Raw genomic sequence first — 17,132 nt, 5'->3', positions numbered from 1 at the left:
GTGATATTCGGACATTCGTCAGACATGAGGTGTCCGAGTTTGAGCTATGTTGACGCGAACTTATTGAAACTAGGTCAATTCGGAACGGGAGAATCAGCAATGCAGTACACGGCCGTCTACGAGCCCGATTTACAAGCGTGCGGGATTTTAGATCTTCAGCTTATGACTCGATACCTTGAGGGTAAAATGCCGTGCGAATCCTTGTTTGAAGGTACCCCCCTGACCGCCGACCAACTCTACCAACCCGATACTAAGGTGACGATGGCGCAAAAGATGGCGATTTTCAGCAACGCCCTCTCCCACGTCCATGAGCCTGGTCTCGGTTTAAAGGTGGGGCAACAAGCAAGGTTTAGCGACTTTGGCGTATTGGGTTACGCCGTTTTCAGCAGCGACACTATGTTGGATGCCCTAATGATGGGCTTTAAATATTTGCGCTTAGCGGGACCTGTTTTAAAAAAGCAGATGTGGGTTGAAAACAACTTAGGGTATTTTCGAGCAGAGCAGCTCGTTGACCTCAGAGACTTACTGCCCTTCTTTTGCGAATATTGGTTCACTGCGATTCAAAACCTCTGCGAAGAAGTGATGCAGCAACCGTTCTCATCCAAACTGATTCGCTTTCCTTACCCAGAGCCAGAACACAGCGAGCTCTACAAAGAGATATTCCGCTGCCCCGTTGAGTTCAATGCCGACTATCTGGAATGGCAGTTTGACGCCACCAGACTCTATGACCCACTCCCAGCCGCCAACACCATGACACTGCAAATGTGCCTTAAGTCATGTGATGAGCTGCTCGCGACGGTTCAGGACTCCACCAGCCTCAATGAAAAGATCACTCAGTTGTTTGTCGAACGACTTGGCAACTATCCATCCATTGAAACGCTCTCGTCAGAGCTCGGCATGTCATCGCGTACATTGCGTCGCCATCTAAAGAACGAAGGCACCAGTTACCAACAACTGCTTGATGATGTCCGTTATCGTCTCGCAAGACATTATCTTCTGAATACGCAGATTACGATTGAAGAGATATCCGATCGTGTTGGCTTTTCTGATAGCGCCAACTTTCGACATGCATTCAAAAAATGGAGTGGGCACTCGCCAAAAGGATTTAGGAACAGCCAAGATGTGAGCTGTTAAAGAGCGCCTACAGACAATCGCCAGAAGCCTCTATCTAACCCACTCATTTTTAACTGATATCGCCTGTAATCTGAACAATTTGGCTTTGTTCTATGCGATACCGTACAAAACTCACTTTTTTGTATTGCAACGAAGTATTTGCCGTTCTAGCCTATAAACAGTTCAATACACTCAAAAGGAATTCTAGTGTCCCTTCTTCGTACAACTTTTGCACTATCGCTCCTTATGACCGCGACCGCTCACGCAAGCAATGTTCAATTTCTTGTTGGTGTCGACAACAACAAAGGCTTTGCTGGCGGCATCGAAGCCTTGTTCTACGACAACTTCATCATCGGCGGACAAGCCAACCTCGGCTCAACCGATGAAACCCAAACCCAAGGCGGCTCACTCCCAGATGTCCCCAACGCGACATTCACCCAAAAGAAGTCGTCCCAAGCCTACTCGCTCTATACTGGTTACCGATTCAAAGAAAACATGCTCGACGGGTTAACCGTAAAACTGGGCATCAGCAAAACCAGCATCAACCTCAGCGAAGACGCATACAACTCATCTAATGAGTCAGCCGTGGTCTATGACATCAACGAAAGCAAATACCAACCCTTCGTCGGTCTTGGCTACCACATCAGCGAGCGCATTTCACTTAATGTGCACGCGAACTTAGCGGGTATTGACACGATTGAGGTCGAAGGTGAAACGGTCAAGTCTGGGTTTGAGAGGACGACGTTGAGTTTTTTGGTTGGGTTTACGTTTTAGGTCAATATCTAACGCTCTTTCGCATCAGTAATTGTTCAAAGTATTCTTCAGGCGCAGCCCTAGATTGCTCAGCTCAATTATTATAAAATACGTCATACCGTTTAATTATAGAAGAGAACTGCTGATGCTAACCCAAGGCGACCTGTGTCCACATTGTGGCTTGATTATCATGATGCCAACTGACCTAGAACCTATTTGTCTCGGCTGTGGAAAAAGAATCAATGATGAAGAGGAAGATGAATAACGACTAAGCAAACCATTTCTGCACCTTTACTCCAACAACAATCCCCAGAACAATAAAGCCGATAGCAACAAAACCTGCTAAAGAAAGCGCAGGCAATGCGACAAGCAATTGTGTGTCGTTACCTCCACCAGCCAATACAGCGCCGACTCCCATGAACAAACCAGCTGCAAAATGCTTAAATAACGACACTAATCGAATCATTTCGAGCTGAAATGACTTAGTAAGCAGTGCAGTAACAATCATAGCTAGTACCAATGCAGCGAATAGCATGAAGCGCTCTATTCTTGGCCACTGCGCATTGTCGGCGTCCCAGAGCGACAGCCCCATAGATTTGAATAAGCCACTGGGTGTCCAGTGAGGCTCATAGATAAATACCAGTCCACCCATAAACCCAATCGTCAGCATAGAGAACCAGAGCTTTTTAGTCGCTTGTTCACTTCTTAAAGCAATAGCTATGAGCGGAATTGAGACTAGGCTTAAAAACACCAACTGTTGAAATGTCGTGACTTCATAGGACTCACCAGTGCTACCACTAAACAGGTTAGAAAAAGCAAACCAGGAAACCAGCCATCCTAAAATGGTGGCGAGCATCACTAGCTGCCCTCTGGCAAGCCTACTGATAGTTGAAACACCGCACCCACTGTTAAATGCAGCACCTAATCCAAAGATTAAACCACCCAACGCCGTTATATATGTCGGGTAATAGGAAGGCATATTAATGGGATAGCTGAACGCGCTTGATACTAGTAGTGCTCCCCAGACAAAGGTTCCACTAAACAGTATCGAAACCAGAAATAGTGGCTTCCCTGCTAGCATCTCTTTAACTCCACGCACCATGCAAAGACCGGTGGTTTGGGCTAAACATCCAAGTATCGCAATGAAGATTATTGAGAGAAGCAACATGAAAGCACCTAAAACTCGTTGAAAGCCACGTTACTAAACTATAGTGCCTACTATTATTAAATTTACATAAGAAAACTCTAGCCTCAGGCTTCAAAGTACCTAAGCATCGTTTGTATCTATCTCTCTAGAATACGATACCCTGATAGTTTCTTGTTGTTGTCCTTCAAAATTTGGTCAAAAGTAGCCCTATGCATAATAACTTCCCTATCGGAGACTATACCGCAAAGCTTCGCTAATCGTTTATCAAAGCTACGCTGCTTACTGTAAGACTCTTCACTTTCACTCATCAACAGGTGCTTATTGAGCAAAGGCGGCTGTCTGCCCTCATCTATATAATCAAAAAAGTCAATATCCTGATCCGCCATCTTGATTTTGATACGTTCCACCAGCTTAGGAACACTACTATCAAAATCGTCATAACACATCAAGCTCAGTTTTCCCGACGTAGTATGCACCTTAATTAAATCAACGTTGTCATCGATCTCACCATACATCTGTAGAGCAGACCCAACATAAACTCGAAGTAACAAAGGTAGCTCGTTAATGTAAGATTTGTGGAAAATTAAAGAATGCCCTTCATTAAAAATTGACGCTGGTAAATGCTTACCGGCTTTCGCACTCTGCTGTTCAATTAAGTCTGTATCTGCAATGGTAAACAACAACTCTGTAGCTAAGGATAATGCCGCGTTATAGTCACTAAACAGTGCCTTTATATCCCGCTTTAATGTTTCTGGTTGTTGGGTGTACGGCTTACGTTTCTCAAACAACCCCATAGAAAAGAATAAAAGTAGATCTTCTTTTCGTTCTTTCTCTGCAGCTTCAAACATTTTTGTGTCGTACATTTCACTTAATAGACTGAACGTCTTTTTATGAGAGCCGACAAGTGCACGAACCTCTTCACTGCGCGAGAACTCATCATTTGCAGGAAGCCGCCCAAGGTCCAAACATCTATTCCAGAAACCCTCGAACAACTCGGAATTCTGCGAAATCACGAGTTTTGCTTTATCTTTAGCTTCAATAGGTGCGGGAGAAGTAAGCTGCTGCCAAGCATGAGACCTTTTGTATTTATTTTGAAGATAGCTCTGCTCTTCTAGTTTATCCTTAAACACATAGAATATTCCCGGCCCTGCTGCGATTGCATCTTCCTGCAATGAGTGTTCAACATATGCTTTGATTTCAGATTGAGCATAATATTTCTGAAAGGTGTTACGAGAGGTTATCACTCCATCTTTGTATGGCTTGAACTGCGATATATAACTCTCATTTGCAAGCATCACCGAGACCACAAGCACTTTGTCCGCTAAATCCCAAGCTCTAAGCAGTGCTTCTAGCCGTTCGTCGCGGTCTTCAATAACGTTAAGGACAAAACCGAGATTGACAACGTCTGAACGCACTTTTTCATTATCAGGCTGAAAGTTAGGGTCCCAGCCAAGAGCATCAAGTCCATGAGCTTCTAGCTCCCTAAGGTCATCGCCTCGTCCACATCCATAATCGAAGATGGAATAACGTCCATCAAGAAATCCCGACTTAGCCAAAAGCTTCATTGGTGCCGATAACTCATGCCTTACAATTGCTGTACGATGGCGGTCTATTCCTATTTCGTCCAGACTATCGTCCGTTGTAGTAGCAGGATGTAAGCGTCCATCAATGAGCTCATACCCTTTTTTAGCGATCAAGTTTAACCAAGAACGCTTGAATCCTATTGTGCGAGTGTTTTCATAGAGTCCCGCTCGCTCACCTTCCTCGGTTATATTACGAAAAAGTCCAACATACTCATTGTCTTCAGGTAGCATCGTTTCTTTGCGATGTAATATTGGTGGGTTGTCAGAAGTTCGGTAGCAGGTCACTTTATGGCTAAGTTTAGCGAGATCAACGTTGAGACTTTGCTCCAACGCTGGGTATGAGTCACTGTAAAAGTCTGGGTAATATAAAAGCGATAGGCGAAACTCGTTCTTAAATAGCTTTACTAGGTTCCATTGTTCATCTGGTAGGTTAACGGCTTTGGCGACAGCCGGAATGAACTTTTGTAACACTAGTGGGATTGATGCAATCGCATCTCGATGGAAATATACGGCATCAGGAAGTTGCTTACCTACCGATACCTTTTTTACCTGTAACTTAAACTCTTGAAAATCCATAAACTAACAACGATACCATCTATAAGTGCTCACTAGATAGTATCGTAGTTAGAAGTTGATCGCGTGACAAGGGATTGAGTCCTAATTCATGACCTTGAATGGAGGTAAACTTATGCGGTAGCTTCGACGAGCTTCTTCTTCTGATAAACCTATAGCGCTGAGGACATGAGAAGGTGTGTTGGACATCGCGTTGCAGGCAGAGCCTTGAGAGATGAGCCAGTTTTGTTCGTCGTTAAATCGCTTGGCTTCCTCATCACTTTCAAAAGTAATATTCCAAGTCGTTGGAATAGTTTTTTCTCCACCATTTCTGACAAATTTGTATTCTTTTATCACATTTTCGAAACTAATATGCTGTTCCGAAACGTTATTCGGAAAGTATTCAACAGCCGCGCCTAAACCAACTATCAAAGGAGTTGGTGAAGTTCCGCCTCTCAGGCCTACCTCTTGCCCACCACCGTGAATAAGAGGCACCAGTTCAGACTCTCTAGCATCTCTTACGTATAGAGCGCCAATCCCTTTGGGCCCATAAATTTTATGTCCAGAAATCGATAGCATATCGATATTAAAGTCATCCACATCTATATCGAGCTTGCAAAAGCTCTGTGCCGCATCAGAATGAAATAGAATCTCATGTTCGAAAGCCATGTCTCCGATATCCGCGACAGGTTGAATCACACCTAACTCATTATTAACATGGTGGATAGAAATAAGGAGGGTATCGTGACGGATAGCTTCTTTCACTTGCTTCGGATCAATCAGTCCATTTTTACCCGGATTAATATACGTGACTTGAAACCCTAACTTCTCCAAAAACAAACATGTATTTAGAATGCACTTATGTTCAATTGAAGATGTAATTATGTGTCCTTTTTGCTCTAAATTTTGAAAGGCTACACCTTTAATAGCAAGATTATTGGACTCGCTTGCTCCACTTGTAAATATAATTTCACTCGGCATTGCACCGATCTTTTCAGCAATCGTTTCACGAGCTCGTTGGATAGCAATTCGTGCCTTGTCACCCTCTACATGTGCAGCAGAAGGATTAGCAAAACTATCACAATGCCAGTCTTTCATAGCCTCGACAACTTCAATAGCTGTAGGTGTTGAAGCTGAAAAATCATAGTATTTCATTGTTTTTTCTCTTTAAACTAACTCTTGCACTGTAGTTTGGTCTATCCACTATCATCAAGTCTTGCGCGTAGACTTCTATGTACGCTAATAGGTTTACTATATAAGTTTTTATCTCTGAGCGGTAGGGAGTCAAATCATCTTTCAGAGCACTATGGATCCATTCAGTAACCTGCCCAAAGTAGGCCTCTTTGTTTTCCGTAGACTCTATATGTTGACTCAAAAAACTGAAAACTTTACTTTGTAGAAAGCAAGCTCTCGTAGCAACATCTTGCTCCCCTAGCTTAAAAACATCTGCATCATGAACATACATCTCATCTTCAGAGTCATGAACTTTTAGAGGATTACACCAAGGCAAGTCGGCTACATATAAACCTTGATTGTGCATGTACGCAGAATCGACATTTTCATCATTCCACCACGCATCTAGTAGTTTATCCGGGTTTGCTTTTGCCTCACGCTCGAATTTCTCTAAATATTTTATCGTATCACTGGTGACTGGAACGGAGTCAGCAACTATGGATTCGATCATCGCTAGATCCGGCTCGTCAATTCCAATCTTTGTCGACAGTTCTAGATTCCCATAACCAGACAACCTAAGTCCATTGCTCGTGAAGTTAGCGCTACCGATGAAGCCTTGCTTAGAGTCTATGACGTACAGTTTGGCGTGTAACTCCCGACTTAAAAAACATTTAACTCCGCTGTAATGCAATACTTTTATCGCGTGGAGGTCACAAGAACCGGAAGCTATGTCGTCCGGTCTCGCACGACATACAACTCTTGTTTGAACTCCTAATGGGAGATGCTCAAACATAAATTCGACGGCGGGGTAACTTAAATATGCAGTCAAAATTGTAACCTCAGACGCATCTTTGAAAGCATTAGATAATGCAGTGGTTAGTTCACGTCCACGCAGTAATATACCTTGCTTCAATGGAGCGCCTCTGAGGCTTCTAGCATTTCCTCAACTACATCATAATAATAGGAGCCTAAAAACTCTCTTGTGATAAGAAGGGCACTTTGCGCTTTCTCTGACAAATTATTGATCTCAGAAATTATCCAAGCAATATACAAATCAATAAACGCTTGCTCCTCATAAGCTGTTAGCCGGCTCAAATAAACAGCATTAAAAGGATGCTCCTTGTTTACTAGCAGTTCTAATTCATTATTTCTAAACTCGTAGTCAAATAGCTTATGCTGCGGTAGACTTGAAAAGCTATATTTATACTTTTTCTCACTCTTAACATATTCGTGCAAGCTTTTCATAAAGTACCCCCTTGACAGAATACTGTTATCTTTAGCAATATCAGATATACCACTTTGTTTTGCAATACCCCACAATGCAATAAAGCTTTGGAATGAACGCCAAAACTCTATTGACACTGAATCAGACAAAGATTGAATAAACTTGTGCTCTAAATTGACTTCAATATTTAAGTATCCGGTATTGTTAAATCGAAAGAGTTCATTTGCTAGAAGAGTCGACTGTGTAAAGTTAACATTAACACCGTTGAACTCAAGGGATGAAATCAACCTCTTATCGTGTCTACTAAGTTCATGAACTGGTACTGCCGCGTTGAGGCTTAAAGAAGTACTATCCTTTTCACCGCCATTTAATGATAACTGCTTCCACAATACATCCCCATGCTTTTCTCTAATGAAGTATTTCCCATCTCGTTCAAAAGTATAGGGGTCAATTGTGAAAGCTTGCTCTTTAGTCAAAGAACCTATAAACCAGCCTCTAAGCTCTTTACCTTTCATAGTTGTATAGGTTGACAATTGTCCCAACCTATTTTCTAACTCCAAAGAATCTTGAGTTAGCTTTACGCTACTCTTTCCCTTGACACGTTTTTTCAAATGAGAAACAAGAGCTTTCAAGGACATTGAAACTGGCTGCTTATACTCGATTCTTTCCTTCTCTCCAAATCTCATTACTTGCCTAACAGAGACTCCCTCGCCGAACGTCTCTAAAGTAAGCTTAACTATATTTGCTAGATGCGTTGGAATTTCAATATTCTTTAGCAGCGTTGTACCAGTAACTATCTCCGCTTTATTCTCCTCTTTGGAATCTACTATAGGCAAGTCCTGTTCGGCTTGAACATTACTTTGAACACTTTGTAGTAAAGCACTTTTAGCCTCTTCAAAAAGAACAATCTGCGCGTCGTCAAGCCAAAGTCTCAGCTTTGGTTCTCTTATATCAAGCTTTGAAAAAAGAAATTTGTGAATATGTTTTGTGCGAAGCATAACATCCTGGTGCTTTAGACCTAGCGTTTTGATTGTAAACACATCATCAGAAACTACTTCACTCACTGAATCAGGATTTTCAGAACCAGCACTTTGCTTCACAAGAGCCTTAACAGTCTCAATTTCTCCGCCAGACGATCTAAGCTGTTTAGAGTTATGAGTCTGCAGTTTGAGTATTTGGCCTCTTAACTCAAGGTTATCAGCTTTTTCTTTCTGAAGTAGCTCTCTAACTCTCACCAACTCAGCTTTAGCCTGTTCTAACTCCTTTTCTAGCCGCTCCATTTTCGGCAAAGACTCTGTAAGCAAGTCGATCGCCTTTTGTAGATTCGTAAACATAAATTATCCAAAAAAACGCCAGAAGCAGTAGTTCACTCCTGGCTAACTTCTTTATTATTCGTCTTCGTTCAGATACTCGTGAAGCATCTGTCCCCACAATTCCCTAGCAAATTGAAGCTGCCTAACTGAGCGCTCAGACAACGCCTCATTCTCCATGCGAGCCCAAGCTCCCAAGCACACTTTTATCAACTCTTTTTGATTCTCATCAGAGCGAGCAATGAGCTTCTGATAGAAAGGGTGATTTTTATTCAATTGCAATAATGTAAGGCCATTGAAAGTACTCACATCGAAGAAAATATTTTGCGCCACGCCCACTTCTTGTATTTTGAAATGTTCATTATTCTCAATCATAAGAGAAACAAGCCTTTGCGCCTCGGGTTCCGTGACACTTGAGTCTCGCTTCAACGCCTTAATAATTTCAGGCTTATCAGATGGCCTAATTTTTTCTTCTGGGTCGGGCCCCTTTCCTTGCTCACCACGTCGTGTATTTATTTGCTCAATAATCTTTTCGGATTTTGGTCTTGGCTTATTTATACTACTACTAGAACCACTGTTGATATCTACATCTATTGCTTTTACTTCCTTCTCAACCTCTTTAATGATTTTCATTAATCGATCCGAAACTTTATATAGTTTTAACTTAGGATCGTTGTTCTCTTCGAGGTCTTTAATATAATCCTCAACATTTTCAAAGCCTTGCTGCTCATAATCCTCATCGATATTCATATACTGAAAATTAACAGCCGCCTGCTTGTTGTTGAGTACGCCAAACACCTTATCTAGACCTGGAGGAAAGTTTACCTCGACTCCCATAAATCGAGATTTTGTAGCAAAAATGTCCTTAGATATAAAATCTGTTCTAGTTTCCAGTTCACGGTCAGCTCTTACAACAGAGACTCCCACATTGGTTGCCATATGCTTACCCCAGATCGTAGCCCCTAATGTAGCACCCTTTGTGTCTGGAGACCGTTTTATGGCATTTATGACTTCTTGCTTGATCATCGATACAAGGATTTCAACTTTAAAAACACTACCCTCGTAAGGTAATTCAACGATCTCTCTTTGCTTGATTTCAAACGGTGACTCGCCAGTCATTGGATCGGGCAGGTCTGGTAACGAAGACGTTGGACTCAAGTAAATTGGGTCATTTGCCCTAAAATCGGTCGACGTTGGTTTGTCAGAGGGCAGATAAGTTTGAGACACCTCGTTCCATAGGTAAGGTTCAAAGCGAATTTTCACTTTACCCTTAGCGATGAATTTACGATACATTCGACCAACGAGCGTTTCAGAGTGTTTATAAATGGAGGCAGCCGTTTTCCATTGAAGTCGGTCCAAATTACTCCAAACTATAAACGTACCGGAATCTGGGAGACCACCATCCTTGCAAAGCTCGCTAAACTCAGTAGGTAGAGGCTTCTCAGAGGGATATGGGATTGACTCTAAAGCGCCTTGTTGCATCAAACCAATATCTAGAAATGTATGACTAGGTGTACTGCCCTTTTCCCAACTCCATACATCCACTCTTTTGCATTGAGATATGCTTGAGTTTGGCAATCCCATACCAAACTTGCCCATTCCATCAGGATCATCTCTATGTTTTGAACCTCCAAACTCCAATGCCAAATGAAGAACATCCCTGCTCATGCCCTTCCCATTATCGAATATACCAATCTTTTTGATTCGGCGGGTATTACGTACTCCCGATGTATCTACAGCCTCGAAACACATTAACTTGACGTTAGTCGCGCCCGCTTGAATGCTGTTGTCTATTAGTTCAGCTAAAGCGTAAGCTGCGTTTTTGTAGCCATTGTCTCTCATTGACTCAATAGCCACAGCGCCGCGGATAAAAGGTCTATCGTTAGTGATATTTTCAGTTACATCTGACATTGTTACTCTGGTTTCCACATTTGATCCCAATACTCAAAAGCTTTGTATACGCTTCTAAATTCGGGGATATTATCATTGACAGTATAAACGCGACACTTTCTGTTGCCGCCACTTCTCTCCCCCCTCATAGCTCTACCGGCCATTTGGGAGTATTGCACCAACGAGTTCGTTGGTCGCGCTATTATAGTTACATTAGTACAAGGGGCATCAAAACCTGCTGTTAACACACCAAAATTAATAAGTACATTTACATTGCGCTCTCTATAGTCCTTGATTGCTGCGGCTCTTATGACTTTTGGCGTAGTTCCATCAATGCTGCGACAAGCCACCCCCTGTCCGGTCAACATCATAGTTAACTCATTTGCATGTGAAACCGTGCAAGCGAAAACAATGATTTGAGAACCAAGATCGAGTTCGTGAGATATCGTCTCGATTAGTTTTTCATTGCGATTTCTGTTTGATGAAAGTGCACGGAGTAGCTCTCCATTATCCACGCCAACTGACGCAAGAGTGACAGTTGAGCTTATGTCAACATCATCGTAATCTAAACCCACGAACTCGGCCTTGGACAAGTAACCGTTTTCGACGAGATAGGTAAGTGGTGAATCATAACCTTCAACTCTCATTGTAACCTTGTTGTTTTCAAAAAAGTTACTGAGGAGTTTATTTTCTGAGTGTATTTTATCATTGTCGCCAAGAGTCCTACCGGGCGTAGCAGATAGCCCTAGCAGAAACGCATTATTTTCAGAGTGACTCAAAAACTCCTCGACAATATGCTTGTACGTTGGCGCTATCGCAATGTGAGCCTCATCAAAGATAATCAAAGCCGTACTTTTGCGAAGTTCACTATATAAGTAACTCAATGCCCCTCGGTTTTTTTTACCTAAACTATGTAGTTTTTGAAGGCCTGCGACTAAAAAGCCACGATTTAATCCACTGATCGATAACTCGGAATCACCATAGTATGAGTACACAGGGAGGTTATGATTACCCAATAAACCCCATGCCTTTTGAAACTCGTCACTTGCTTGCTCACATAGTTCTTTCGTATCTGCAAGCCAGACCACCAATGAATTTGGATTATCACGTAGGTAGTCGCATACAATGTTCATTGCGGTTCGCGTTTTACCTGCTCCTGTAGGTAAGTGCAATAAGGCACGCTTGCTATCACTACTATCAATGATCTGTCTAACTCTCAACGCACAGTCTATTTGATAGTCATACGATGGATAAGATGCTTTGACTTGAACAGTCCCGTTGACTTTCTCACTCATTTTATCAAAGTCATCAAATAGCTGACCTATGCCTAACGCGTGATACAAGTCTCTCGGCGCCTCTTGTGCGACAGACTGCAATAGTTCGTAACACAGTGCAGAGTTAAGTTCTCGGTAGTCTAGCCCGTCATACGAAAGCGAAGCAACTATCTCGGCTGCCTGTTCTTTCTTAAGTCTTTGAATCAAAAGACTCAGTGATGCTTTATCTGTAATAAGCGTGAGCCCTAAAGATTCATAGAGCATATTAGTCAAGTCAAGTTTAAGCCTCGATTCAATGTTCAAGCTCTCAACGTAACTTCTCTGTGTCGAGTTCAACAACTCTAGTTTATCGCTTTGAGACAGGTTATCTACAATTCGTTTGAGCACACTTTTCTCACTATCAAATTAACATACAGAACACTGTACAGTAATGGTAAAATTTTATATCATAGATTGCAATACATAGTAATAGCGATTTTTAACAAATAATTCTATAAATCCTACAAAAGGTAATCTTAGATTGTTCGAATGAAAGCTATCACTAACTGTGCAGACTTGCTTATCATTTTACGCCTAGGAACGATTTAGGGTCCTATTTGCTTCGTGTACAATAGTATGACAAAACCATCGTATCGGATGAAATCATCAAGTATTAGATTTTTTACTAGGTGTGATTGAGGCATCAGTTAAACAAAAAAGTTTCATCAGATTTTCTACTAGATCATTTTGATTCCTTCTGTAGAATCACTGTTTGGATAAAATCTCCAAATACAACGACAAGGTATTCACATTGAGCATCGAATCTAGCATCCTCAAATTCTCAGGACATCAAACTTTTCCTATCCGATATGGCTGGATATACAAGATAATTCAAGAGGTTATAAAAGGTAGTTCTCTCTCTAGCAAGGAGAACATTGAAGATCAGATGACATCTATGGGTATGGGCAAAAACATGGTGTTGTCTGTAAGACACTGGATACGAGCTATGAATCTCGTAGAGTGCACAGACAAAAAGAAACAGACCTACAAACTAACAGACCTAGCAGAAAAGCTTTTTGTCGGCGACGACGCCTTAGATGAATACCTGGACAACCTTGGTACTGTGTGGCTACTTCACTGGTTAATGCAATCAATCGACTCTCAAAACTCGGAGCTTAACACTGCACGTTGGTTCTTTAACTACTTCAACGGTGTAAGAGTAGATAAACTTCAGTTGGCTAGAGATATTCAGCTATCTCTAGAGAATCACGATAAAGATCTAACCGAAGCAACACTCAAAAAAGACATCGATTGTTTATTTCAGATGTATGCCTTTAAAACAACGAGTTCCGGAAAGGTCAACGAGGACAGCTTTACGTCCCCTTTCACAGAACTATGCCTCATATCTCAAGAATCGGCAAAGGACTATCGCGCTGAGCTATCTTCACAAAAATCTCTGCCCACTGCCGTATTTGGGTATGCGCTTATCGACTATATGAAACGTAAACAACTAGATACTGAAGGAAAAAAAATAAACAATAACAATACATTATCATTTGATTCACTTCTGAATGATGTTGGTTCCCCTGGCCGTGTTTTCCGTTTAACGACAAGCGGATTAAGTGAAAAACTAGATGAGCTTGAGGTGCTAAGCAAAAGTCAAATTGCTTGGACGGATACCCAGGGCTTACGACAAGTACAACATAACTTTGAAGATTTACAACAAGTAGATCCAGCGATGTTCCTAGAAAATTACTATCACGGGGAATAAGACGTGACGCTTAACAAACAATACTCCATTGCCACCAGACAACAGCGTTCAACACGTATTGATAGCGACCTTAGTCCAGAGTTTTTTCAAGGGTTAGTATATCACGGTACAGCACAATCTACTTTAGAGACACTATTTAGGCAGTACTCACAGACCGGGCAAAGTGCTTATACGCTTACGGGACCATATGGCTCTGGTAAGTCTACGATTGCACTGTTACTTACTGGGCTACTCCACGAAAGTGAAGGGATGCGTAATGCTGCATTAGACGTTATAAACCAAGACTCAAAAAACTTACTCGAACAAAGCGTCAAGTATACAAAAGGTTGGCTACAAATCCGCTCAGTAGGGGGAGTTAACAACCCTGTCAGTACATTCTGGGCGGCAACTCTTGACGCACTCATGGAACACTCCGCTACCAAAAAGCTGCACAGTAAATACAGTGAAATACAAATAGAAAGTGAGTCTCACCTAATAGCAACGTGGGAATCACTTTTTACAGAAGCGAACACCCTTGTCGACGGTGTTTTACTTCTGGCTGATGAAATGGGTAAGAGCCTTGAATTCATCAATAAGAACCGTGGCGAACTTCACCTATTTCAAGACTTAGCTGAAGTCTTAGGTCGCATCGAAACACCTGTTATCTTTGTAGGTCTTTTACACCAGGCTTTTAGTGAGTATGCAAAAGACCGAGGAACAAAGCTTCAAGAGGAATGGGGAAAAATCCAAGGTCGCTATAACGATATTCTCTACAATGTTTCAACAGATGAAACTGTCGCCTTGATTGGCAAGTCCATAACTCACTCTGAAAATATCGATAACTCAAATGATCGAATCGTTCAACAAGTGTTGGGTGCGTTGGGTAGCGACAACTCCGAGCGAAAGCACCAATTAAAGCAACGTCTGGAGCAGTGCGTGCCTTTGCACCCTCTGACCGCTTTAATTCTTGGGCCAATCTCGAAGCGCCGATTTAGCCAGAATGAGCGCAGCACTTTTAGCTTCCTCAACTCTCACGAGCAAAACAGCTTCCAGATGTTCTTGAAAGAGAATGCAAACCGCGACGCTCGTTACACACTGACGCACCTCTGGGACTACCTGGAGATAAACCTTGAACATGCTATCCTCGGCTCTCCTGATGGTCACGGTTGGGCCGCTGCAACAGAGTCAATTCGTCAAGCTACGAAAAAGCAAGTACCTGAGAAAGCGATAGAAATACTAAAATCGATTGCACTTATAACTTTGTTTGGCAAACCTGCAAACCTTGCAGCTACTGAGGAGATGCTGTTTGCTGCCTCGGGTATTAAAGACAAGGAGGAACTGAGTGAATATTTACAGAGCTTGAAAAAAGCTTCCTGTATAATCTATCGAAAACACTTATCTTCATGGGTTGTCTTTGAGGGCTCAGATTTAGATATTCCAAGTTTGATCGAAGAAAAGATCGAGCAACAAGGTAATAGCTCTGAAGCAATTAACCATATCGTTTTTTCTAGGCAAATCATTGCAAAAGGTTACTATCATAAAGTCGGTACCTTACGCTGGGCCGAACAATCGATTTCTCACCATTTTAACGATGAGCTTGCGGACAACCTAATCGCACAGCGTAAAGGTGAGTTTGCGAACATGGTATTGCTCCTCAACCAAACTGATGAAGAAAAACTCGAAGAAGTAACAGCTCAATATCCGACGCTTATTCTCGCTAACGCAAAAAGTTCTGATGAAATTACGGCTCTCGCAAAAGAGCTCTATGCTCTTGAACTAATAAAATCTGACAAGGAGATTGGTGCAACTCTGCAGCATGACAATGTTGCCCAAAAAGAGTACAACGGGCGGCTAATCAATGCAGAAATTGCGCTAGACAATGCAATCACTGAAGCGTTCAGTAACGCTGATTGGTATTGTTTTGGCCAGAGAAGTGACACTAAAACTCTAAGTTCTATAGTAAGTGATACCGCTGATCGGGTTTTTAACAAAACTCCTGTAATTATGAACGAGCTTGTGAACCGTAACAAGCTATCTGGAACAGCTGTTTCTGCTTTGAAAAAACTACTCGAAGCAATGTTAGATGAAGAGGACGAAGAAAACCTGGGTATTTCTGGGCATCCACCAGAAATGTCTATGTATATTAGTTGCTTAAAAAACACAAAGATTCACACTCATGAACTAGAAGACAATAAACATTGGCATCACGATACTGAACTACCCGATGAAATCGAATCTCTGTTTGATACCGCCAAAAATCACCTAATTGAGAACGCTGGGCGTAATGTATATTTGTCTGAAATAAATTCGTTATGGAGTAGAGCACCTTACGGCGTTACTCATGGCGTTACACCAATATTCTTACTCGCGTTCCTGAAGTCACTTGGTAACAAGGTAGCTTTTTACGAGAAAGATCTAGGTGGAGAATATGCATTTATCGCAGAGCCCGATGTTGACTATGTGCACAAGCTAATCAAGTCACCTCAAGACTTAGCTGTTAAGTACATTGTATTAGATAAGTCAGAGCAAGAATGGCTACAATACCTAGCATCATTCACTGCAGCTGAGACCAACAGAAACGTTACAAACAATGTTCTTTCCGTCGCGAGTCCTTTAGTTACTACAATGCACAACTTACCGAATTGGGTAAAGAATGCGCATAACTTTGAAACTGATGTTGTTGAGAACAAGAGACTAATTTCTATTAGAGATTTATTCTTACAAGCTAACGACCCACATGCTTTGTTGATTGTCGACTTACCTAAACACCTAGACCCTAACAATGAGTTCACTTTCACCCAAAAGATTGATGTGCTTGAAGGCTGCTTCAAAATCCTTCGCAGCAAACACGAATTGATGCTCAAAGACATTAAGCAAAAAGTAAAAACTCTATTTCCTGAGAGAGGTGAAGAACTTAAAACGATGTGCCAACTAGTTGAACAAAAAGCAGGCGACATCAGACTAAAAGCATTTGCCCGTGAACTTGGTAAAAGTGAAGAAGGCCTACTTGAATGGCTAGAAAGCATGATCCAAATAGTGGTTGGACGAGGCAAACAAAGCTGGAACGAGGGTTTACTACTCTCAGCATCGACAAAGATTAGCGAGTTTGCCCAAGACTTCTTGAGTGTCGTAAAATCGACTGAAACTGTACAGGGCAAGCAAGTATCAGACGTGAAAACGAAATTGGTGTCCCTAGTATTAGAAGATAATGCTGGTCAACTCAAGTCATACAAAAAAGAAGTTCGAGTAGTAGAGCATGGAAACACCGAAAAAAGAGTTAAGGACGTTGAGCGCACGCTTATAGCGTTAGAAATGGACGAGTTCGAGCGCATACATGTGTTGCAGACACTTTTGAAACAAGCACTGGAAGCTCAAGGTTAAAT

At 41.9% G+C, this 17,132-nt stretch carries 11 protein-coding genes; 4 read left to right on the top strand and 7 right to left on the bottom strand.

Annotation, left to right across the window (positions count from 1 at the left end; genetic code table 11):
• Positions 1-99: 99 nt before the first annotated feature.
• Complete coding sequence (locus tag LY387_RS05700) at positions 100-1,134, top strand: AraC family transcriptional regulator (protein WP_234496060.1); 1,035 nt, start codon at positions 100-102, stop codon at positions 1,132-1,134.
• A gap of 186 nt (positions 1,135-1,320) precedes the next feature.
• On the top strand, positions 1,321-1,887 hold the full coding sequence (locus tag LY387_RS05695; protein WP_234495618.1) for an outer membrane beta-barrel protein: 567 nt from the start codon (positions 1,321-1,323) through the stop codon (positions 1,885-1,887).
• 247 nt (positions 1,888-2,134) lie between these two features.
• Here the strand turns inward: LY387_RS05695 and LY387_RS05690 are convergent, their stop codons facing one another.
• The 7 genes from LY387_RS05690 to LY387_RS05660 form a co-directional block, all read right to left on the bottom strand.
• Entirely contained in the window at positions 2,135-3,034 is a 900-nt protein-coding gene (locus LY387_RS05690) for a YeeE/YedE thiosulfate transporter family protein (protein ID WP_234495617.1), read from the bottom strand.
• 116 nt (positions 3,035-3,150) lie between these two features.
• Complete coding sequence (locus LY387_RS05685; protein WP_234495616.1) at positions 3,151-5,172, bottom strand: DNA phosphorothioation-associated putative methyltransferase; 2,022 nt, start codon at positions 5,170-5,172, stop codon at positions 3,151-3,153.
• A gap of 81 nt (positions 5,173-5,253) precedes the next feature.
• Positions 5,254-6,303: a cysteine desulfurase family protein gene (locus LY387_RS05680; RefSeq protein ID WP_234495615.1), complete on the bottom strand. Its 1,050-nt coding sequence runs from the start codon at positions 6,301-6,303 to the stop codon at positions 5,254-5,256.
• Positions 6,290-7,234 (bottom strand): phospholipase D family protein, encoded by a 945-nt coding sequence (locus LY387_RS05675; RefSeq protein ID WP_234495614.1) that lies wholly within the window; start codon positions 7,232-7,234, stop codon positions 6,290-6,292. Before LY387_RS05675 ends, LY387_RS05680 begins: the two co-directional genes overlap by 14 nt.
• Entirely contained in the window at positions 7,231-8,880 is a 1,650-nt protein-coding gene (locus tag LY387_RS05670; protein WP_234495613.1) for a hypothetical protein, read from the bottom strand. The genes LY387_RS05675 and LY387_RS05670 overlap by 4 nt, the downstream gene beginning before the upstream one ends.
• Before the next feature lie 54 nt (positions 8,881-8,934).
• Entirely contained in the window at positions 8,935-10,767 is a 1,833-nt protein-coding gene (locus tag LY387_RS05665) for an ATP-binding protein (RefSeq protein WP_234495612.1), read from the bottom strand.
• 2 nt (positions 10,768-10,769) lie between these two features.
• Positions 10,770-12,323 carry a DEAD/DEAH box helicase gene (locus tag LY387_RS05660; protein ID WP_234495611.1) on the bottom strand — a complete coding sequence of 518 codons (1,554 nt, stop codon included), beginning with the start codon at positions 12,321-12,323 and terminating at the stop codon, positions 10,770-10,772.
• Between the two features lie 487 nt (positions 12,324-12,810).
• On the opposite strand from LY387_RS05660, the gene LY387_RS05655 reads away from it, so the two are divergent.
• Positions 12,811-13,770: a DUF4007 family protein gene (locus LY387_RS05655; protein ID WP_234495610.1), complete on the top strand. Its 960-nt coding sequence runs from the start codon at positions 12,811-12,813 to the stop codon at positions 13,768-13,770.
• Positions 13,771-13,773: 3 nt separating this feature from the next.
• The gene (locus LY387_RS05650) at positions 13,774-17,130 is read left to right on the top strand and encodes a hypothetical protein (RefSeq protein WP_234495609.1); all 3,357 of its coding nucleotides are present in this window, start codon (positions 13,774-13,776) and stop codon (positions 17,128-17,130) included.
• The last annotated feature ends 2 nt before the right edge of the window (positions 17,131-17,132 follow it).

Origin of the sequence: Vibrio maritimus (genome assembly GCF_021441885.1) — a bacterium.
Lineage (GTDB): Bacteria > Pseudomonadota > Gammaproteobacteria > Enterobacterales > Vibrionaceae > Vibrio > Vibrio maritimus_B.
This window is presented reverse-complemented; position numbering and strand designations above follow the sequence as displayed.

What these genes read in the sequence shown, in the direction of transcription:
- LY387_RS05680 (WP_234495615.1), bottom strand. Translation starts at nt 6,303, where the DNA reads ATGAAATACTATGATTTTTCAGCTTCAACACCTACAGCTATTGAAGTT.
- LY387_RS05665 (WP_234495612.1), bottom strand. Translation starts at nt 10,767, where the DNA reads ATGTCAGATGTAACTGAAAATATCACTAACGATAGACCTTTTATCCGC.
- LY387_RS05685 (WP_234495616.1), bottom strand. Translation starts at nt 5,172, where the DNA reads ATGGATTTTCAAGAGTTTAAGTTACAGGTAAAAAAGGTATCGGTAGGT.
- LY387_RS05690 (WP_234495617.1), bottom strand. Translation starts at nt 3,034, where the DNA reads ATGTTGCTTCTCTCAATAATCTTCATTGCGATACTTGGATGTTTAGCC.
- LY387_RS05670 (WP_234495613.1), bottom strand. Translation starts at nt 8,880, where the DNA reads ATGTTTACGAATCTACAAAAGGCGATCGACTTGCTTACAGAGTCTTTG.
- LY387_RS05700 (WP_234496060.1), top strand. Translation starts at nt 100, where the DNA reads ATGCAGTACACGGCCGTCTACGAGCCCGATTTACAAGCGTGCGGGATT.